Raw genomic sequence first — 18,200 nt, 5'->3', positions numbered from 1 at the left:
GATGTCGAGCGATGCCATTTCCAGAATCATTGATGCTCCATTGGGGGTGAATGATGCGAACGGATCGTGATGCGACGCGCGCCGCGGACGGCGCATCCGGCAACGATACCGGAAGTCGGCCATGCGGTGGCGCCATGCGGTCATCACGACGCCGGCGCATACATCGTGCTTGCCGGCGTTTGCCCTGATGATTCCGACGCGCGGCGTGATCACGATCCGAACGTCGAGCAACGGGCATGAGCGCAAGGCGACGTGTCGTTACCGTCCCCGCTTGCGCCGCCGCCTTCGAAAGAAATTCCAGAACATCGCGGTCGCGTCCGGCCCCGTCGCGGAGTGGAATGCCTCGCGCGGATCGCCGCCGCTCCATGCGTGCGCCAGCCGGCGCACGATGCAGACCCGGACGATCAGCCGGCCGCCGCGCAGATAGTCCGTGTAATGCGCATCGTCGTGCGCATAGGTATGTTGCTCGCCGACGCGCAGTTCACCCTGTTCGTCGACGAGCCGGTTGATCCGCGCGAACGCGACGCCGAGCTGCAGCGCGTTTTGCTCGGCGACGACCGTATCGAGTCCGCCATGCACGACGAGCGCGGGCATGCCCGGATAAGCGCGAACGTCGACGCATGCGTCGACGACGCGTATCGGGTCGTCGTGCAGGCCGCGGCGCATCACGCTCATCGCGGCCATCGTCGACAGCGGCGGCGCGATGGCCGGACCGGAGTGCAAACCGATGGCCGCGAACAGCTCGGGATGGGCGATCGCCAGCCGCGCGGCCAGCCCGGCGCCGGCCGACATGCCGGCCAGATAGATCCGGTCGCGATCGAACCGGCGTTCTTGCACGAGCGCGTCGATCAGCGACGCGATCGCCGGGGCCTCCGACTGCGACGCATCGCCATGCCAGTTCCAGCAGCGATGCGAGTGGGCGGTCTTTGCCTGTTCGGGAAACAGCACGGCAAACCCGGCGCGCTCGGCGACGCGGCAAATGCGCGTGCCCGCGGCGAACGATTCGGCCGTCTGCTTGCAGCCGTGCAGCATCACGATGACGGGCATGCCTTCGGTCGTCGCCGGCGCGGCGGGCAGGTATAGCGCATAGGCAAGATGGTTGACGAGGCTGCCGGCGGACGGGCGCGCGGAATGAAACGAGCGAAGCCACGTGCCGGGGGCCTGGCGGGGCGATGCGCGAGCGGCGGGCGCAGGCGCTGGCGCCGTGCGACGCGGGGGCCGGGTGTTGGCCGGGCGCTTGGGCGATGCCGGCGGTTTGGTTGCCTTCCTTTTGGGCCGCGCGCTCGTCGCGGCGGAAAGCAGGTCGAAAGGCCGTAGCCAGAGGCTGGTTTTTTTCCTGGGCATGGACGGATCTCGTGCCGGCGGCTCGCGCGACAGCATGCGGCGCAGCCGGCCATCGGATGGAAGTCGAATGCGGTGGAGCACGATTCGTGCTGCGGGAAGCATCCGCGTCGAAGCGCTTCGGCATGACCGGCACGGAGGCGGCCGACCGGCCGGGCCGAATACCGCGCCACGCGACATCTTGACAGCCGTCGTCGCGATTCGGACAGGCCACGCGGCATGCTAGCAGGCGGCGCGCGCATCGAGTGAGATGGTTATGTGACGAATCGGTGAACGCTTCGGGGGTGTCGCCCCTCGGGTTCAATGGGGACTGCCGCGTATGCCGACGAGCCGCGGTGGCTCGCGATGCACGGACAGGCGGACAGCAGCGACGCGATCGTGCGCAACATCGAGGCGATCGTCGAACGTCAGTCGGGCAAGCCGCTGCTCGCGATGGCCGTCGCCGACCGGATCCAGCGCCAATACCTGATCGTCGTCGGCGCGCTGGTCGTGATCGCGTGGGGGACGGCGTTCGCGCAGGTCAAGGCGGTGGTGCCGCTCATCCTGCTAGGCGTGTCGATCAGCTTCGCCGGCCAGATCATCTCGGTCTGCTACTACGCGTACCAGGCAGAGCTGTTTCCGACGGCCGTGCGGTGCAGGGCCAACGGCATCGTGTACTCGGCCAGCCGGGGCGGCGCGATGATGTCGGGCTTTTCGATCGCGTTCCTGCTCCGGGATTTCGGCTTGCCCGGCGTATTTGCCGGCATCACGGCGTGCATGGTGGCGGTTGCGGTATCGATTGGGTTATTCGGGCCGAAGACCAACGGGTTGCGTCTCGAGGAACTGAACCGCTGATGCACCGTTGCCTCGAGTGACGACGTGCAAGTGCTCGATTCGCGCCGATCGTCACCGGTGTTTCGGCAACGTCTCGCTCAGCATGCCGAACGCCATGCCCGGACGTCCCGATGCCGCTCAATCGCGCGGACTGCGCCGCTTCACCGATACGTCCACAACCGGTGCAGCACGAACATCGTCGGCGGGATCAGCAGCGCGATCGCGACGATGGCCCAGCCGCGCGGCACGTCGAGCAGTTCCGCGGCGTGCGCGAGCAGCATCGTTTCGGCGAAGCCGGCCAGCGCGACGGTCAGATAACGCAGCAGGTTGCGCGAATGTACGCTCGCCGAGAAGCTCCACAGCGTATTCGCGAGATACGAGAACGCCGTCGCGCAGACGAATGCGACGGCGTTCGCGATCACCTGCGTTGCATCGAACAGCGCGTACATCGCGGAGGCGACCAGCACGTGCAGCGCGGTCGAGCAGAGTCCGGACAGACCGAAGCGCGCCAGCCGCACGCGCTCCGCATAGAGCATTTCGAACATCGCCGGCTCCGCCGGTCAGCGCGCGCCGACCCGCACGCGGGCCGGCTGGACGCGGCGGCGTGCGGCCGTGCGTCGTGCATCGCGCGCGACCGGCAACTCGATCACCTTGCCGTGCGCCTGGTAGCGGCGGCGAATCAGATAGACGGGTCGTTGCTTCGACTCGTCGTAGATGCGCCCGATGTACTCGCCGACCACGCCGATGCCGACGAGCTCGATCCCGCCGATGAACAGCATGACCGACAGCAGCGACGAGTAGCCGAGCACCGGGTTGCCGAACAGCAGCGTGCGGCCCACGATGAACGAACCGTACAGGAACGCGAGCGCGGCGATGCCGACGCCGATGTAGGTCCAGCTGCGCAGCGGCACGGTACTGAAGCTCGTGATTCCTTCGAGCGCGAAGTTCCACAGCTTCCACCCGGAGAATTTCGAGTGCCCGGCGCTGCGCGCATCGCGCTGGTACTCGATGATGACGGTCCGGTAGCCGACCCATGCGAACAGCCCTTTCATGAAGCGATGCCGCTCGGGCAGGCTGCGCAGCGCATTCACGACCCTGCGGTCCATCAGCCGGAAGTCGCCGACGTTCTCGGGCAGCTTGACGTCGGACAGCAGGTTGTGCACGCGGTAGTAGATCGCGGCGGCGGTGCGCTTCGCGAACGAATCGCACGCGCGGCTGCTGCGCTTCGCGGCGACGACTTCCGCACCGTCGCGCCAGTGCTCGAGCATCACCGGAATCAGGCTCGGCGGATCCTGCAGGTCGGCATCGAGCGGGATCACCGCGTCGCCGGCGGCTTCGTCGAGGCCGGCCGTCAGCGCCGCTTCCTTGCCGAAATTGCGCGTGAGATCGATGACGCGCACGCGGCGGTCGGTCACGCTGATCCGGATCAGCCGGTCGAGCGTGTCGTCGCGGCTGCCGTCGTTGATACAGACGATCTCGAAGCGGATCGCGTCAAGACCGGCCATCAGCGGAATCACGACGTCGAAGAAGCGCTCGACGGCTTCGCCTTCGTTGTAGAACGGCACGACCAGCGAGACGAGCGGCGTGTGGAGTGGTTCGCGCATGATGGGTTCCCCTGTAGCGACGTATCAGCGGCCGATGCCGAAGGTCGGGCGGCCGATGCGGCGCAGTCCGTGCGCCGGGCGGTGGTGTGAGCGGGCCGGATGCGTGAAGCCGGTTTCGGTGGAGTTGTCACGCGCGTCGGGCATCGACGGCACGTCGTGCCTTTCCTGTGCAATCCGGCTGACGAGCAGCGCGAGCGACGCCAGCGTGACGAGCGGCATGAACTGGAACGACAGATGCGGCACCAGCACGAGGCCGGCGAGCGGCATCACCCATATCGTCAGCAGCCACTCGCGATCGAAGCGCCGCCAGCCGTGCGTCCACGCATAGCGCGCGTACCACGCGATCACGAGCCCGTACCAGGTCAGGTCGTAGTCGTACAGGTAGGGGCTGACGATCAGGCATGCGCAGGCGAGGGTCGCCGCGCGCAGCGCGTACGAACACGCGCCGCGCCATGCGTACACGACGACGATCGCGGCGGTCGCGGCCGACAGCAGCTGCAGTGCGCGCGCGATGTAGGCGGGCCAGCCGGCGAGGGTGGCGAGCGCGAACACGGTCGGCATGCGCGCGAGCTTGACGTGCCCGGTGCCGACGATCTGGTACGCATCGTTGATCCCGTGCACGAACGCGATCCACGAACCGATGCCGAACGCGAGCGTCGTCAGTGCGACGCCACCGGCGATCGTCGCGGCCCATGCGGCCAGTGCGCGCCATTGTCCGGCGCACAGCAGCGCGAGCGGGAACAGGATCGCCATCTGCGGCTTCATCGTCAGCAAGCCGAAGCAGATGCCGGCGATGACGGGGCGGCGATTCAGCGTCAGCAGCCCGACGCCGGCGAGCGTCGCGGTGAAGAGGCTCGTCTGTCCGATGATCACGGTGAGAAACGCACCCGGGAACGCGAGCGCGCAAAGCAGCGCGGCGTCGCGCTGCACGGTCGCGCGGATGGTTGCCGCGAACAGCAGGTAGGTGACGCCGAGCCACAGCACGAGTGCGAGCAGGTACGGCAGCCAGCCGAGCGGCAGCACGAACAGCAGCATGGTGGGCGGGTAGAGCCACAGCAATACGCCGTTCGAGGCGTTCATCGTCGGAATGGCGAGCTTCTCGCCCACGAACAGCGCGGGGAAGTTCCATGCGTCGACTGCGTGCCCGTGTGCGGCGAGGCGGGCGGCGCTCCAGATCGCTGCCATATCCTGCGACATCGGTTCGGGTACGGACGTGTGCGACCAATGAATACGAGCAAGGTACACGCAGATGAACAGCAGTTCGGTCAGCAGCACCGCCGCGGCATAGAGGCGCACGCGATCGCGGTTGAGCCAGTGCGGGAAACGGCGCGGGCCCGCGATCGGCAGCTCTGGATGGGCGTTGGTGGCGGAATGGGTGTGCCGGGCGGAGAGGTGCGATTTCATCACGACTTCCGCGGAGCAAGGTTCGCACGGCGCACAGTGATGAACAGCATCGCGAGCAGCACGATCGGGCCGATCTGCGGCAACTTCATCATCTGGTTGAACAGTTCGAACAGCGGCAGCAGCCATGCGAGCACGATTACGATCTGGTCGCCGGGCAGCCATTCATTTTCGAGCCCGTGGGCGATCAGGCAGAACACGGCGACGCCAAGCCAGGTGAGTTCGTAGTGCCAAAGATAGGGCGTCGTCAGCAGCGTGGCGATCATCAGCGCTGCGCCGCGGAGCCGCATGTCCGGCGTACGGCGCCAGACGCCGACGGCGACGGCGATCGAGAGTAGTCCGATCGCGGCTTGCGCGGCGAGCGCGACCGGAATCGATGCGCCCACGAGCCGCAGCGCGGCGAACGTGGTCGGCGATCTGAACCAGTATGGCGGATGCATGAAGTGCAGGGTCCGCACGATCGACAGCGCGTGAGCCAGGCCGTCCAGCGCGTCGGTGCCGGTCAGCGCAATGCCGGCCGCCGCGAGCAGTGTTGCCGTAAGCGCCGCTGCTGCGAAGGTGCGCCACGCGCGCGTCGCAATCAGCACGAACGGAAACACCATCGCCATCTGAGGCTTGATCGCGAGCAAGCCGATCAGGATGCCGGCGACGATCGGGCGTCGACCGAGCAAGTGCAGCGCGAGCGCGGCGATGCCGGCGGTCAGGATGCTGTTCTGCCCATATACAACGGACGTAAACACGGCCGAGTATGCGAGTACGACCAGCACTGTGGCGCGTGGCGTGGCCAGGTGCGCGCGCAGTCCGGAAAGATGCTGGACGGCGTACGCATAGCATAAAAGGCTGCCCGCAAAAAAAAGGATGTACGCGGGCAGCAAAGGCACGAGGGAAACCGGCGCGATCAACAGCAACATCGTCGGCGGATAGAGCCAGGGGAGCGGTTGGTGCTTCATGTAGGCACCGAGCAGCTCAACCTCGGCATGAAAGAATGAGGCCGGATCGTAGACAGCCGCGGCATGGCCATGCAGCACGAGATGCGATGCGGTCCAGAAGACGGGGAAGTCGACGCCCGGTCGTGCAGTCGGGTTTGACGTGAAGGCGTGCGTCACGATGGCCCAGGTGATCAGAAATGCCACGCACAGCATCAGCATGATGCAGCTGTACGGAACGACCCGGTCCGCTGTCAGCCATTGAGCACAGCGTTTGGCGCGAAAGCGCACTCCACGATTGGCCGTATACATGATGCCCCGTCTGCAGTGAGGGTTGCATGGACTGCCGCAACCTTTTTTGTGTTGTCGTGTATCCGGATCGAATCGCATTCAATGACGTTGTCCGGTGAATGCATTGTTGGAGAAAAAATCGCGTGACGCAAACCACGGGCAGAATCACGCGATATCGAATCGTCGGTGATATGGCAGAAAACCGGGTTTTCATGTCTGAGAAAACCGTGTCGGCGCAATTGATGTTTCTCGCTTGAAACATTCAGTGTTTTGGGCCGGTCCGGCATCGCTCGGAATTTGCGTCGGACGAGCGACTTCGCGGATTCGGGAAAATCCCGAGAAATTTTTTTGGGGCCCTGCGCAGTGCGGTTGCGCCCGATCGGGCCCTTCGGGGCGGCCGGCACGCGTATATCAAATTTGAAACATTTCCGGCATCGCGCCAGGACCCGGCATCAGCGTGAAACACCGGAACCCTTGCTGCGCCTCGATTTCTCCCCGGCTGGCCTGCTCTTTGCGTCAAGGTCCGCACGACAGTCGACGACGTGATGAACGACCGGTTGACGCAACAGACTGACAAAACCGGACTGAATCACCTGCGGAAAGCAACGGATCGAGGGCGCGTCGGGGAATACGCCGCCCAGGCCTTGAAACCGCCAGTAACGCCGATCGATCGAATTAGGCGCCGGCAGAGTCGGCGCAATAAGAATCACATGACAGCATTTGGGGAATAAAAATGATAGACCAGAGCACACCGCGGCCTGCATGCCGCGCAGAAAACCTGCAGCAGCATCGACGCGCTTGCGTCATCCGTTCAATCCGACTCCATGCGCCGGACGGTCGTCACGCCGTTCCGCTCGATCGCGGCATCTCGCCGATCGCGGCGCGCATGCATATCGCACACACCAGCTCGCCGACATATGCTCGCCCGGACAGGCACGCAACCTGCCGTGCCAGTTGCTGAGCGCCGTATCCGAATTCCTTTGTTGTGCCTGTGGTAGTAGCCGCTCCTCGCGTCGATCCCGACAAGAGGAATTTCATAGTAGTCCAAAGGAGAATTGCCATGTTCACGTTCATCCAGAAGATCCGTGGTTTCGTTCAAGACGACCAAGGCGTGACGGCCATCGAATACGGCCTGATCGCTGCGCTGATCGCAGTTGCGATCATTACCGCAGTGTCGACGATCGGTCAGGACCTCGCGACCGTCTTCAACGAGATCGCAACCGACCTGGACGCGGTGGTCGCCTGAATGACGGGGCGGCGAACGGTGGGTCCGGCCCGTTCGCCGCTATTCCGTCGCTCGTGTGGGGCCGGACATGACACCAGTAGATGTCTGATGGACCGATCGGCGGATGGCTCGGCCGGTGTAGTGCTCGAGCCTTTCCCCGTTCTTTTGATCAACCGGAATCGGAGGGCGCCATGCAGGCCAGGAAACATGCCGTCACGCGATGGATCGACGACGAGCAAGCGGTGACGTCGATCGAGTATGCGCTGATCGCGGCTCTGATCGCCATGTTCGTGCTGGGGAGCGTCATGTCGGTGAGGGCCGCGCTCGTCGCTGCGTACACCGCGGTCGCGGCGGCCGTCACGGCGGCGGTGGATTTCGCACTGGGCCTGGCCCCCTGATTCTTCCATTCGATCGAGGTTCGCCATGTTGCCTGCCGCGCTGCCTTACCCGGTTCCGTTGTGCGTGACGCTGCTCGCGATCGTCGCGGCCAGCACCGACATCACGAGCCGGCGCATCCCGAATCGGCTCGTCGTGATCGGTCTTGCCGGTGCGCTGGTGGCCCAGTGCGCGCTGCACGGTGTTCCGGCGGGTGCGCTCGCATGGCTTGCCGGCGCAGCGACCGGCTTCGGCTTGCTGCTGCCGTTCTACCTGCTGCGCGGGATGGCTGCAGGCGACGTGAAGCTGATGCTCGCGATCGGCTCATGGGTTGGCGCGTCGATGGCGTTCTACATCGTGCTGGCCACCTTTCTGGCCGGCGGGATCGGCGCGATCGCCTTCGCGCTGCTGCGCGGACGCATGCGCCAGATGTGCGCAAACGTCCTGACGCTGATCGCACGTCGCTCGACCGGAGCGTATGCAGGGGCAACCGACGGCCCCGTGGAAGTCGCGTCGGTCGGCGCGTTGCCGTATGGCGTGGCGATTGCCGCCGGCACGCTGGGCATGCTGTTCGCATCGTGCGCATAGCACGGCGAATCCGCAACGAGGATGGAACGAACATGAACACGAACCCCACCGAACCGAAGCGCGACGCGCGGGTTGCACACCTGCCGAATCCGTCGCCGTTGCGGGAGGCGTATGCGAAGCCGGGCACGCAATTACCTGCTGCGCCGCGCTCGATCGAGGAAACCGGACTGAGCCAGACGTTCGTCGCAGGGCTCGTGCTGAAGTCGACGCTGGTGCTCGGTCGCCCGTCGTACGGCGACCTGATCGAGCGGCACTGCCTGCCGCTCGCGGTGCTCGACGACGTCTTCGCATTCCTGGTGCGCGAGCATCTGGTCGAATTGACCCATCGCGGCGCGACGGATCTCGACGTGACGTTCCGCCTGACCGACGCGGGCCGTGTACTCGCGCTCGAAGAGCGTGCGCGCAGCAGCTACAGCGGGCCCGCGCCGGTGACGCTCGACGCGTATCTCGACTGCGTGTCTACCTATTCGGTGCGCAAGTTGCGCGTGACGCAGAACGCCGTGTGGGGCGTATTCGAAGGCATCGTGATGGACACGGCGGTCCTCGACTCGGCTGCTGCTGCGCTGAACTCCGGCCGTCCGCTGCTGATCTATGGTCCGGCCGGCAGCGGCAAGACCTTCCTCGCGGAGCGGCTCGGCTCGCTGATGGGCGGTCACGTACCGGTGCCGCACGCGATTTACGCGGCCGGCGAAGTGATCCAGATCTACGACCCGCTTGTGCATATCGACGCGGCGTCGCAAGCGGACGGTCAATCGGTCGATCGCCGCTGGCGTCTCTGCGAGCGGCCGGTCGTGATGTCCGGCGGGGAGCTGACGCTCGACGAGCTCGACCTGCGCCGCGATGAAGCGGCCGGCTTCTACCAGGCGCCGCCGCACATGAAGGCGAACATGGGCATGTACATCGTCGACGATCTCGGTCGCCAGCGTGTCGAGCCGCGCGACCTGCTCAATCGCTGGCTGCGTCCGCTCGATCGCGGCGTCGATTTCCTGACGCTCGAGTCCGGCAATCGCTTCGTGCTGCCGTTCGACGTCTGGCCGGTATTCTCGAGCAACCTGGCGCCGGAGCAGTTCGCCGACGAAGCGTTCTTGCGCCGGCTCGGTTCCAAGCTTCACGTCGGCGCGTTGTCGATCGACCACTACCGCGCGGTGTTCGACGCCGCATGCGAGTCGCTGGGGCTGGTGTCGTCGCAGGACGCATTCGACTATCTGCTGCACCGCCTGCACCTGCCGACCGGCAAGGCCTATCTCGCATGCTTCCCAATGGATCTGCTGCGTCTCGTCGCCGCCGGCGCGCGGTATCGCGGCGATCCGCTCGAAGTGACGCACGACGCACTGCACGACGCATGGGCCAGTTATTTCGGCACGGCGCCCGAGCGCGACGGTGGATATTTGCCGCCCGTCGAGCATGGTGGTCGCACGTATGTAGTCCGTTGAGTCGTTTCTTTCGTGATTCGTTGAGGAGCATTGCCATGAAAAACAGTCGAGCGGTCATGATGCTGGTTGTCGCGATGGTCGCGGGGCTTGCCGCGGTCGTGTTCGCATCCCGCTGGTTGATGCATACATCCAACGGCTCGGTCACTTCGGTCGCGGTGGCGACCACCGACCTGAACCTGGGCGAGCCGCTCGGGCCGAACCAGATCCATATGGTGAGCTGGCCGTCGGGCAGCGTGCCGACCGGTGCGTTCGCCGACACGAAGGAACTCGAAGGGCGCGTCGTGCGCACGAGCCTCGCACGCGGCGAGCCGGTGATCGAGTCGAAGCTCGCGCCGATCGGCACGAAGGGCGGGCTGTCCGCGGTGATCGCCGACGGCAGCCGCGCGATCACCGTGCGTGTGAACGACGTGGTCGGCGTCGCGGGCTTCGCACTGCCGGGCAACTACGTCGACGTGATCGTCAACACGCAGGAACAGCAGGGCAAGACCGACGGGCAGAGCATCTCGAAGATCGTGCTCGAGCACATCCTCGTGCTCGCCGTCGCGCAGCAGGTCAGCCGCGACGACACCGCACCGAAGGTCGTCAACGCGGTGACGCTCGAAGTCACGCCCGACCAGGCCGAACGTCTCGACCTCGCGCGCAGCGTCGGCACGCTGTCGCTCGTGCTGCGCAACCAGGTCGACCAGAAGACGCTGACCACCGACGGCGCGACCAAGCTCACGCTGCTCGGCAAGGCCCCGGCACCCGAAGCGCCCGCACCCGTGAAGACCGTGCGTGTGCGTGTCGCGTCGCACGCGGCACCGGAAGCGCGCCGCGACTGCGTCGGCGTGCTGACCGGGGTGCGCGGCAGCGTCGAATGTTTCTGAAACCGTAGAACACATCCAGATAACCAGATTAACCAGATTGGCCGCCGTCAGGGTACGGCGGCCTTGGAAGGGACAACCGGCTTCTCGCCGGTCACTCGGGGGATCAGACGAAATGAAGATCAATCCGCAACATTCAGGTACCGGCCCGGTGCGCACGCGCGTCGCGCGGGGCGCGATGATGGCCGCGATCCTCTGCACGGGAACGCTGACCGTGTACAGCGCGCTGGCACAGGAGGGCGTCGAATCGGCCGCTCTGATGAAGGGCGGTGCCAGCGCACCGGCCGCCGTCGCGAAGGGGCCGATGCAGATGACGATCAGCATGGCGCCGGCGCCGGCCGCCGCGCCCGCCGCATCGGCGGGCCCGCTGCGCGGACCGAACTGCGTGGGCGCGGTGCGCGAGTCGACCAGCGTCAGCGTGCCGCTCGGCAAGTCGCTGCTCGTGCCGATGCCGGAGCCGGTCCGCAACCGGACCATCGGCAACCCGGCCGTCGCGCAGGCGACGATGGTGTCGCCGCAGACGCTCTACATCCTCGGGTTGTCGGTCGGCACGACCAACATGATCGTGCAGGGCAGGAGCGGCGCGTGCCGCGTGATCGACGTGGCGGTCGGCGCGGACGCGGGCGGCTTGCAGGCATCGCTGCAGCAGCTGATGCCGAACGAGCGCGACATTCACGTGTCGACCGCCGCCGGCACGATCGTGCTGGCCGGCACCGTATCGAACTCGCAGGCCGCGCAGCAGGCCGTGCAGATCGCCCGTGCGTACAGCGACAGCGCTGGTGAGGGCGGCGGGGGCGCCAAGGGCGGCGGTGTGCTGAACATGCTGGCCGTCACGTCGCCGCAGCAGGTGATGCTCGAGGTGAAGGTCGCGGAAGTATCGAAGACGCTGATCAATCAGATGGGCAGCGCGTTCAACATCCAGGGTGGCTTCGGTTCGTGGAGCGGCGCGCTCGTCAGCAACCTGCTCGCGGGCGTCGCAAGCGGCGCGGTGTTCAACAAGGCGAACAACAAGCCGTTCAGCATCGCGGCCGATGCGCAGAACACGGACAACCTCGTCAAGATTCTCGCGGAGCCGAATCTCGTGACGATCAGCGGCCAGGAGGCGACGTTCCTCGCCGGCGGCAAGATCTTCATCCCGGTGCCGCAAAGCAGCGGCAACGGCACCTCGACGATCACGCTGCAGGAAGAGGAGTTCGGCGTCGCGCTGAAGTTCACGCCGACGGTGCTCGCGAACGGCCGGATCAGCCTGAAAGTTGCGCCGGAAGTGTCGGAGCTGTCGCAGACGGGCGTCACTCTGAGCGCGACCAACATCGGCGGCACGTCGATCCTGCCGCTGATCACGACGCGGCGTGCGTCGACGACGGTCCAGATGAGCGACGGCGAATCGTTCGCGATCGGCGGGCTGATCAAGGACAACGCCAGCGGTGCGCTGAAGGCGATCCCGGGCGTCGGCGAGGTGCCGGTGCTCGGCGCGCTGTTCCGCAGCACGTCGTTCCAGCAGGATCGCACGGAGCTGATCTTCCTGATCACGCCGCACCTGGTCAGGCCGCTGCAGACCGCCGACGTGCCGCTGCCGACCGACAGCTTCTCGAAGCCGAACGAGGTCGACGTGTATGCGACCGGCAACATGGAAGGCCGCAAGGGTGTGCGCAAGCAGGGTGCGCAGCCGGCGAACGGCACATCGGATGCACCGCAGACGCCGGCTCCGGCGCCGCAATCGAGCGTGCCCGGTGCGTCGGCCGCTGCATTGCCCGCACCGCGTGCGCCGCAGGCCGCCGTTGCACCGGCACCGGTGCCGGCACAGCCGGAGAAGGCCGCGGCCGACGCGGCAGGGGCCGTGCGCGTCGAGCCGGTGCCGACCGCGCAGCCGCAGTCGGAGCCGCTGGCGCAGCCGCAGGCCGATGCGGCCAGTGCGGCGCGGATCGCGCGCATCGAAGCCGCTGCCGCGCGTCTCGCGGCCGCCGGCTCCACCACGCCGGCAAAGCCTGCGCCGCTCCCGAAGCACGGTTCGCCGGCCGCTGCCCACGCGCAGATCGCGCGGGCGAACGCGGGCTCCGAATCCACCGATCGTTGAAGCCATCCAAGGGGAAGCTCATGAAATCCGCCTACCTCGTATTCGTGCGCCGCGCGGCGCTTGCCGTACCGCTCGCGTTCGCACTTGCCGGCTGCATGTCGTCGAGCCCGGTGTGGGACAGCCGCTTTGGCGACTCCGTCCGCGCCGTCACGCAAGCCCAGATCATCGATCCGCATGCCGCCGACCACGCGGCAGCGCGCCCGGGGGTCGACGGCAGTGCCGCCGCGGCCGCGCTCGACAACTACGACAAGTCGTTCAAGCAGCCCGAGCCGAAAGCCAATGCGTTCGTGATCGGCATCGGCAAATCGGCGCAGTAAAACAGGCATGCTCAGGGAGAACGCCATGTCCAGCGCAGCTCGTCATCCGAAACTCACGCGTCGCAGTCTCCGTCGTCAGCAAGGCGCCGTCGCGATCATCGTCGGTCTCGCACTGGCGGTGATGATCGGGTTCGTCGGGCTCGCGCTGGACCTCGGCAAGCTGTACGTCACGCGCAGCGAACTTCAGAACAGCGCCGACGCATGCGCGCTGTCCGCTGCGCGCGACCTTACGTCGGCCATCAGTCTGCAGGTGTCCGAAGCGAACGGCATCGCCGCCGGTCATTTGAATTTCGCGTTCTTTCAGCGCAACGCGGTGCAGATGCAGACGGATACGAACGTCACGTTCAGCGACTCGCTGACCAATCCGTTCCTGACGAAGTCGTCGGTCACGACGCCGGCCAACATCAAATACGTGAAGTGCACGGCGAAGTTGAGCAATATCCAGCACTGGTTCATCGAGGTGCTGAACACGATCCCGGGCGTGCAGGTCGCGAACGCGGCACAGGTGACGGCGAGCGCGATCGCGACGGTCGGCGGCGGGCAGACGACCTGCGCGATTCCGGTGTTCGTGTGCCGCACTCCTGGAGATCCAGCCTATAAAGTCGGTGACTGGATTACGTCGTTGCCGGACGGGTCGACGTCATATGGAAGCGGTAATTTCGGCTGGGCGGCACTGGATGGGTCGACCAACGAAAAAAGCGTTGCCACCGAACTGAACGGCAATACCTGCAACATCGCGGTCCAGTCAGATCTGACTTCGCCCGGCAAGATGTCGGCCGCGTTTCGTGCGTGGAACACCCGCTTCGGCATCTATACGAGCGGCAGCAACGGATCGACCGGGCAGCCCGACTTCACCGGGTACGCGTATGTCGGTCCCACATACAAGCCGAATGGAACCGGCACGGGCGGGGACGCTTACAAGCAGTTCGTGCTCGACCGCGCGGCCTATAAGAGTTACCAGGGCGACGGTCCGGTGGCGTCAGGTGGCAGCGGGATCACAACCAAAGGAAGCACGCAGGGCAACTACATGACCCAAGGCGGGGATCGCCGGATCGCCCTGGCGCCGGAAGGCGACTGTACGGTGACCAAGGGCAACAGCGTCAAGGTGCACGTCACGCAGTGGGATTGCGTGCTGATGCTCGACCCGGTGCCGTTCAGTTCGGGCGCCGGCTCGGTCGTCGCACACCTCGAATATCTCGGCTCGTCGTCGTTTGGCGGTTCCTCGTCGGGCTCCGGCGGCTCCGGCTCCGGCAGTAATCCGTGCGCGACGCAGGGCTTGCCCGGCGGCGGCAGTGCCGACGGCACCCAGGTGCCGATGCTCGTTCAATAGCGGAGAAGCGATCATGAAAAGAGCACAGTTTCGCCGATCGCGGATGCGCGGCGTGGCCGCGGTCGAGTTCGCGCTCGTACTGATGCCGATGGTCGTGCTCGCGACAGGCGTGGCCGAGTTTGGTCGCGCGATCTACCAGTACGAGACGCTGACCAAGGGTACGCGCGATGCGGCGCGTTACCTGTCGCTCTATCTGCCGACCGACAGCACGTATCCGCTGTCACAGGCGCAGTGTCTGGTCGTCTACGGCAACACGAGTTGCGGTGCGGCCGGTACCGAACTGGTGCCCGGACTCACGACGGACATGGTGATCGTCTGCGATGCGTTGCATACGACAGGCTGCAATGACACGTCCGACCCATCGACGTTCTCCGGCCTGACGACCTACGACGCGAGCAACAATGCGCCGACCGGCAAGGCGACGGGCAGCATCAACCTTGTCGAGGTCAAGGTGAAGGGATACCAGTACCAGCCTATTCCGGCCTTCCCGGGACTGCCGACGATCACCTTCGGCAACATCCTCACCGTGATGAGGCAAGCATCATGAACGCGCACCGTATTCCGCTGCAGCGCCGCCATGGGCAACGGGGGGCGACGGTCGTCGAGTTCGCGCTGATCGCATCGATCCTGATCATGCTGCTGACCGGCATCTTCGAATTCGGGCGAGTGCTGTTCTACTGGGGCACGGCGAGCGAGGCCCTGCGCCTCGGCGCGCGCACGGCGATCGTCTGCGACATCAATGCCGCGGGCGTCGCGAAGCGCGTGACGAAGTTGCTGCCGCTGCTGAAGAGCGCGAACGTATCGGTGAACTACTCGCCGTCGGGCTGCGACGTCAACAGCTGCACGTTCGTGACTGTTAGCGTCACCAACGTGACCGTCAAGACGATGATTCCGCTCGTGAACGTTTCGATCACGATGCCGCCATTCACCACGACGCTGCCGCGGGAAAGCCTGAATTCCTCGACGGGCGGCACCGCCTGTCAATAACCGCATCGACGAGGCACAGTCATGATCAATATCCTCGTAGCTTCCGACGATACTGCCCAGCTCACGCAGATCGCGCGCCTCGTCACCGACAGCGGACGCTACCGCGTGACCCGCGCGGCCGGGCGACCGTCGCAGATCGAGCACCGTACCGACGGGCTCGACGCATTCGACGTCCTGCTGATCGATGGCGCGACGACCGACGCGAATGAGCTGTCCGCGATCGAGCGGATCTGCCGGCTGCATTCGGCCCTGACCGTCATTCTGGTGAGCGCCGATGCGTCGCCGAATGTGCTGCTGGACGCGATGCGCGCCGGCGCACGCGATGTGCTGCAGTGGCCGATCGAAGCCGCGGCGCTCGCTCGGGCGCTCGAACGCGCGGCCGCGCAAAGCACGCGGCGCGACGCTGATGACACGCGGTTCGTGTCGTTCATGTCGTGCAAGGGCGGCGCGGGCACGAGCTTCGCGGCAAGCAATGTCGCATACGAGATCGCCGAAGGCTTCAAGCGTCGCGTGCTGCTGGTCGATCTCAACCAGCAGTTCGCGGATGCCGCGTTCCTTGTCAGCGACGAGACGCCGCCGTCGACGCTGCCGCAGCTGTGTGCGCAGATCGAGCGGCTCGATGGCGCGTTTCTCGACGCGAGCGTCGCGCACGTGACGCCGACATTCCACGTGCTCGCAGGCGCGGGCGACCCGGTCAAGGCCGCGGAGGTGCACGAGGACGCACTCGAATGGATCCTCGGTGTCGCCGCCCCGCGCTATGACTTCGTGATCTTTGACGTCGGCGTGAGCATCAATCCGCTGTCGATGATCGCGCTGGATCGCAGCGACCAGATCCAGCTTGTGCTGCAGCCCGCGATGCCGCACGTGCGCGCGGGACGCCGGCTACTGGAGATCCTCGTGTCGCTCGGCTACTCGACAGACCAGCTTCGGCTCGTGGTGAACCGGATGACGCGCGCGAGCGAACGAACCCGCACCGCGCTCGAGGAAGTGCTCGGCCTGCGTGCCAGCTGCATCATTCCCGACGACGTCGACACTGTGCGCGAAGCACTCGACCAGGGGCATCCGGCGTCGCGGGTCGCGCGTAGCGCGACGGTCACACGTGCATTGCAGGCCTGCGCGAAGCAGATCGTCGAGGGCGACGTGCGCACCCAGCACGGCGCGGTCAGCAGCGAACCGTTGATGTCCCGGCTGTTCGGCCGCAAGGCCACGCCGAAGCTCAAGTCCATGTGAATTTCTCGGGGAAACCATCATGTCATTGCGCGAACAGATGTCCTTGTATCGGGCCCAGCCGCAAGTGGCCGGCACCGAACCGGTTGCGTCGACGCATTCGTCGGTACGCGATGCGTACCAGAAGCTGCGCCGTGAAATTCACCTGGCCGTGCTCGAGCGAGTCGAGCTCGAGCGTTTGTCGCGCCTGCCGCAGGAGCAGGTCCGGCACGAAATCGCGGCACTGATCTCGCGCATCCTCGACGAGGGGCGCCTGCCTGCTAACGACATCGAGCGGCGCCAGCTCGCGGTCGACATCTACGACGAGATGTTCGGCTTCGGTCCGCTTGAGCCCTTGCTGCGCGACCCGAGCATCTCCGACATCCTCGTGAACACCTTCCGTCAGGTCTACGTCGAGCGCTTCGGCCAGCTGGAGCTGACCGACGTGACGTTCTACGACGATGCACACCTGATGAAGGTGATCGAGAAGATCGTGTCGCGGGTCGGGCGTCGCATCGACGAATCGAGCCCGATGGTCGACGCGCGGCTACCGGATGGCTCACGCGTGAATGCGATCATCCCGCCGTCGGCGATCGACGGGCCGCTGATGTCGATTCGGCGCTTCGCGGTCAACCCGCTGAAGATGGACGACCTGGTGCGCTTCCATAGCCTCACGCCGCCGATGGCGGAGCTGCTCGACGCGCTGGCTCAGGCGAAGGTGAACGTGCTCGTGTCGGGCGGCACGGGCAGCGGCAAGACGACGCTGCTCAACATCCTGTCGGGTTTCATTCCGCGATGCGAACGGATCGTGACGATCGAGGATGCAGCCGAACTGCAACTGCAGCAACCGCACGTGCTGCGACTCGAAACGCGGCCGCCGAACATCGAGGGCAAGGGCGAAATCACGCAGCGCACGCTCGTGCGCAACGCGCTGCGGATGCGCCCGGACCGGATCATCCTTGGCGAAGTGCGCGGCGCGGAAGCGCTCGACATGCTCAACGCGATGAACACTGGTCACGAAGGCTCGCTCGCGACGATCCACGCGAACACGCCGCGCGATGCGCTCACGCGGCTCGAGAACATGATCAGCATCGGCGGCCTGACGCTGCCGCCGAAGACGATGCGCCAGCAGATCGCGTCGGCGATCTCCGTGGTCGTGCAGGCGACGCGGCTCACCGACGGCAAGCGCAAGATCGTCAGCATCCAGGAACTGACCGGGATGGAGGGCGACATCATCAACATGCAGGAGATCTTCACGTTCAAGCGCACCGGCATGGACCGCGACGGCACGGTGCGCGGGCACTTCTGCGCAACAGGCGTGCGGCCGAAGTTCGCCGAGCGGCTGCAGGCATTCGGCATCAACCTGCCGGATTCGCTGTACGACCCGTCCCGGCATTACGAGACGAACTGACGGGCGACTGCTGTC

At 65.9% G+C, this 18,200-nt stretch carries 17 protein-coding genes and 2 pseudogenes; 13 read left to right on the top strand and 6 right to left on the bottom strand.

The features are described from left to right. Positions 1-213, bottom strand: a pseudogene (locus DIE15_RS37365) (hypothetical protein); the annotation flags it as partial. A 45-nt stretch (positions 214-258) separates the two neighbouring features. Beyond that, positions 259-1,344 (bottom strand): alpha/beta fold hydrolase, encoded by a 1,086-nt coding sequence (locus DIE15_RS30210; RefSeq protein ID WP_124835073.1) that lies wholly within the window; start codon positions 1,342-1,344, stop codon positions 259-261. A gap of 321 nt (positions 1,345-1,665) precedes the next feature. Between DIE15_RS30210 and DIE15_RS30205 the strand changes: the two are divergent. Next, positions 1,666-2,175 (top strand): annotated as a pseudogene (locus DIE15_RS30205) (MFS transporter); the annotation flags it as partial. Positions 2,176-2,315: 140 nt separating this feature from the next. On the opposite strand, the gene DIE15_RS30200 reads toward DIE15_RS30205, so the two are convergent. The 4 genes from DIE15_RS30200 to DIE15_RS30185 are packed head-to-tail and all read right to left on the bottom strand — an operon-like array spanning position 2,316 to position 6,397. Further along, a complete protein-coding gene (locus DIE15_RS30200; RefSeq protein ID WP_057927405.1) occupies positions 2,316-2,699 on the bottom strand; it encodes a GtrA family protein in 384 nt (127 codons plus the stop codon). 15 nt (positions 2,700-2,714) lie between these two features. Beyond that, positions 2,715-3,758 carry a glycosyltransferase family 2 protein gene (locus DIE15_RS30195; protein ID WP_124835072.1) on the bottom strand — a complete coding sequence of 348 codons (1,044 nt, stop codon included), beginning with the start codon at positions 3,756-3,758 and terminating at the stop codon, positions 2,715-2,717. 24 nt (positions 3,759-3,782) lie between these two features. Beyond that, complete coding sequence (locus tag DIE15_RS30190; RefSeq protein ID WP_124835071.1) at positions 3,783-5,162, bottom strand: glycosyltransferase family 87 protein; 1,380 nt, start codon at positions 5,160-5,162, stop codon at positions 3,783-3,785. Further along, positions 5,162-6,397 (bottom strand): glycosyltransferase family 87 protein, encoded by a 1,236-nt coding sequence (locus tag DIE15_RS30185; protein WP_124835074.1) that lies wholly within the window; start codon positions 6,395-6,397, stop codon positions 5,162-5,164. Before DIE15_RS30185 ends, DIE15_RS30190 begins: the two co-directional genes overlap by 1 nt. A 1,039-nt stretch (positions 6,398-7,436) precedes the next feature. Here DIE15_RS30185 and DIE15_RS30180 point away from each other — a divergent pair. From DIE15_RS30180 to DIE15_RS30125, 12 genes are all read left to right on the top strand, one after another. After that, positions 7,437-7,622 (top strand): Flp family type IVb pilin, encoded by a 186-nt coding sequence (locus DIE15_RS30180; RefSeq protein ID WP_124835070.1) that lies wholly within the window; start codon positions 7,437-7,439, stop codon positions 7,620-7,622. Between the two features lie 170 nt (positions 7,623-7,792). After that, positions 7,793-7,999, top strand: coding sequence for a Flp family type IVb pilin (locus DIE15_RS30175; RefSeq protein WP_124835069.1), 207 nt, complete (start codon positions 7,793-7,795; stop codon positions 7,997-7,999). A 25-nt stretch (positions 8,000-8,024) separates the two neighbouring features. Continuing rightward, entirely contained in the window at positions 8,025-8,564 is a 540-nt protein-coding gene (locus DIE15_RS30170; protein WP_124835068.1) for a prepilin peptidase, read from the top strand. A gap of 32 nt (positions 8,565-8,596) precedes the next feature. Further along, positions 8,597-9,997, top strand: a complete 1,401-nt coding sequence (locus tag DIE15_RS30165; protein ID WP_124835067.1) for an ATP-binding protein — start codon at positions 8,597-8,599, stop codon at positions 9,995-9,997. 35 nt (positions 9,998-10,032) lie between these two features. Continuing rightward, positions 10,033-10,863, top strand: coding sequence for a Flp pilus assembly protein CpaB (gene cpaB / locus DIE15_RS30160; protein ID WP_124835066.1), 831 nt, complete (start codon positions 10,033-10,035; stop codon positions 10,861-10,863). Positions 10,864-10,975: 112 nt separating this feature from the next. Continuing rightward, positions 10,976-12,934, top strand: coding sequence for a type II and III secretion system protein family protein (locus DIE15_RS30155; protein WP_124835065.1), 1,959 nt, complete (start codon positions 10,976-10,978; stop codon positions 12,932-12,934). 20 nt (positions 12,935-12,954) lie between these two features. Continuing rightward, the gene (locus tag DIE15_RS30150; RefSeq protein ID WP_124835064.1) at positions 12,955-13,251 is read left to right on the top strand and encodes a hypothetical protein; all 297 of its coding nucleotides are present in this window, start codon (positions 12,955-12,957) and stop codon (positions 13,249-13,251) included. Between the two features lie 25 nt (positions 13,252-13,276). Then, on the top strand, positions 13,277-14,581 hold the full coding sequence (locus tag DIE15_RS30145; RefSeq protein WP_124835063.1) for a pilus assembly protein TadG-related protein: 1,305 nt from the start codon (positions 13,277-13,279) through the stop codon (positions 14,579-14,581). 43 nt (positions 14,582-14,624) lie between these two features. Further along, positions 14,625-15,128, top strand: a complete 504-nt coding sequence (locus tag DIE15_RS30140) for a TadE/TadG family type IV pilus assembly protein (RefSeq protein ID WP_185734571.1) — start codon at positions 14,625-14,627, stop codon at positions 15,126-15,128. Then, positions 15,125-15,568, top strand: coding sequence for a TadE/TadG family type IV pilus assembly protein (locus DIE15_RS30135; RefSeq protein WP_124835061.1), 444 nt, complete (start codon positions 15,125-15,127; stop codon positions 15,566-15,568). Before DIE15_RS30140 ends, DIE15_RS30135 begins: the two co-directional genes overlap by 4 nt. Positions 15,569-15,589: 21 nt before the next feature. Beyond that, positions 15,590-16,798 (top strand): AAA family ATPase, encoded by a 1,209-nt coding sequence (locus tag DIE15_RS30130; RefSeq protein WP_124835060.1) that lies wholly within the window; start codon positions 15,590-15,592, stop codon positions 16,796-16,798. Positions 16,799-16,817: 19 nt separating this feature from the next. Beyond that, complete coding sequence (locus DIE15_RS30125) at positions 16,818-18,185, top strand: CpaF family protein (RefSeq protein ID WP_124835059.1); 1,368 nt, start codon at positions 16,818-16,820, stop codon at positions 18,183-18,185. Positions 18,186-18,200: the final 15 nt, after the last annotated feature.

This window comes from Burkholderia sp. Bp9031 (genome assembly GCF_003857965.1).
In the GTDB taxonomy this organism is placed as follows: Bacteria; Pseudomonadota; Gammaproteobacteria; order Burkholderiales; family Burkholderiaceae; genus Burkholderia; species Burkholderia ambifaria_A.
The sequence above is the reverse complement of the archived record's forward strand: the minus strand, read 5'-3'. Positions and strand labels throughout refer to the sequence as shown.

What these genes read in the sequence shown, in the direction of transcription:
- DIE15_RS30165 (WP_124835067.1), top strand. Translation starts at nt 8,597, where the DNA reads ATGAACACGAACCCCACCGAACCGAAGCGCGACGCGCGGGTTGCACAC.
- DIE15_RS30145 (WP_124835063.1), top strand. Translation starts at nt 13,277, where the DNA reads ATGTCCAGCGCAGCTCGTCATCCGAAACTCACGCGTCGCAGTCTCCGT.
- DIE15_RS30140 (WP_185734571.1), top strand. Translation starts at nt 14,625, where the DNA reads ATGCGCGGCGTGGCCGCGGTCGAGTTCGCGCTCGTACTGATGCCGATG.
- DIE15_RS30210 (WP_124835073.1), bottom strand. Translation starts at nt 1,344, where the DNA reads ATGCCCAGGAAAAAAACCAGCCTCTGGCTACGGCCTTTCGACCTGCTT.
- DIE15_RS30150 (WP_124835064.1), top strand. Translation starts at nt 12,955, where the DNA reads ATGAAATCCGCCTACCTCGTATTCGTGCGCCGCGCGGCGCTTGCCGTA.
- DIE15_RS30155 (WP_124835065.1), top strand. Translation starts at nt 10,976, where the DNA reads ATGAAGATCAATCCGCAACATTCAGGTACCGGCCCGGTGCGCACGCGC.
- cpaB (WP_124835066.1), top strand. Translation starts at nt 10,033, where the DNA reads ATGAAAAACAGTCGAGCGGTCATGATGCTGGTTGTCGCGATGGTCGCG.
- DIE15_RS30135 (WP_124835061.1), top strand. Translation starts at nt 15,125, where the DNA reads ATGAACGCGCACCGTATTCCGCTGCAGCGCCGCCATGGGCAACGGGGG.
- DIE15_RS30175 (WP_124835069.1), top strand. Translation starts at nt 7,793, where the DNA reads ATGCAGGCCAGGAAACATGCCGTCACGCGATGGATCGACGACGAGCAA.
- DIE15_RS30125 (WP_124835059.1), top strand. Translation starts at nt 16,818, where the DNA reads ATGTCATTGCGCGAACAGATGTCCTTGTATCGGGCCCAGCCGCAAGTG.
- DIE15_RS30170 (WP_124835068.1), top strand. Translation starts at nt 8,025, where the DNA reads ATGTTGCCTGCCGCGCTGCCTTACCCGGTTCCGTTGTGCGTGACGCTG.
- DIE15_RS30130 (WP_124835060.1), top strand. Translation starts at nt 15,590, where the DNA reads ATGATCAATATCCTCGTAGCTTCCGACGATACTGCCCAGCTCACGCAG.
- DIE15_RS30195 (WP_124835072.1), bottom strand. Translation starts at nt 3,758, where the DNA reads ATGCGCGAACCACTCCACACGCCGCTCGTCTCGCTGGTCGTGCCGTTC.
- DIE15_RS30180 (WP_124835070.1), top strand. Translation starts at nt 7,437, where the DNA reads ATGTTCACGTTCATCCAGAAGATCCGTGGTTTCGTTCAAGACGACCAA.
- DIE15_RS30200 (WP_057927405.1), bottom strand. Translation starts at nt 2,699, where the DNA reads ATGTTCGAAATGCTCTATGCGGAGCGCGTGCGGCTGGCGCGCTTCGGT.
- DIE15_RS30185 (WP_124835074.1), bottom strand. Translation starts at nt 6,397, where the DNA reads ATGTATACGGCCAATCGTGGAGTGCGCTTTCGCGCCAAACGCTGTGCT.
- DIE15_RS30190 (WP_124835071.1), bottom strand. Translation starts at nt 5,162, where the DNA reads ATGAAATCGCACCTCTCCGCCCGGCACACCCATTCCGCCACCAACGCC.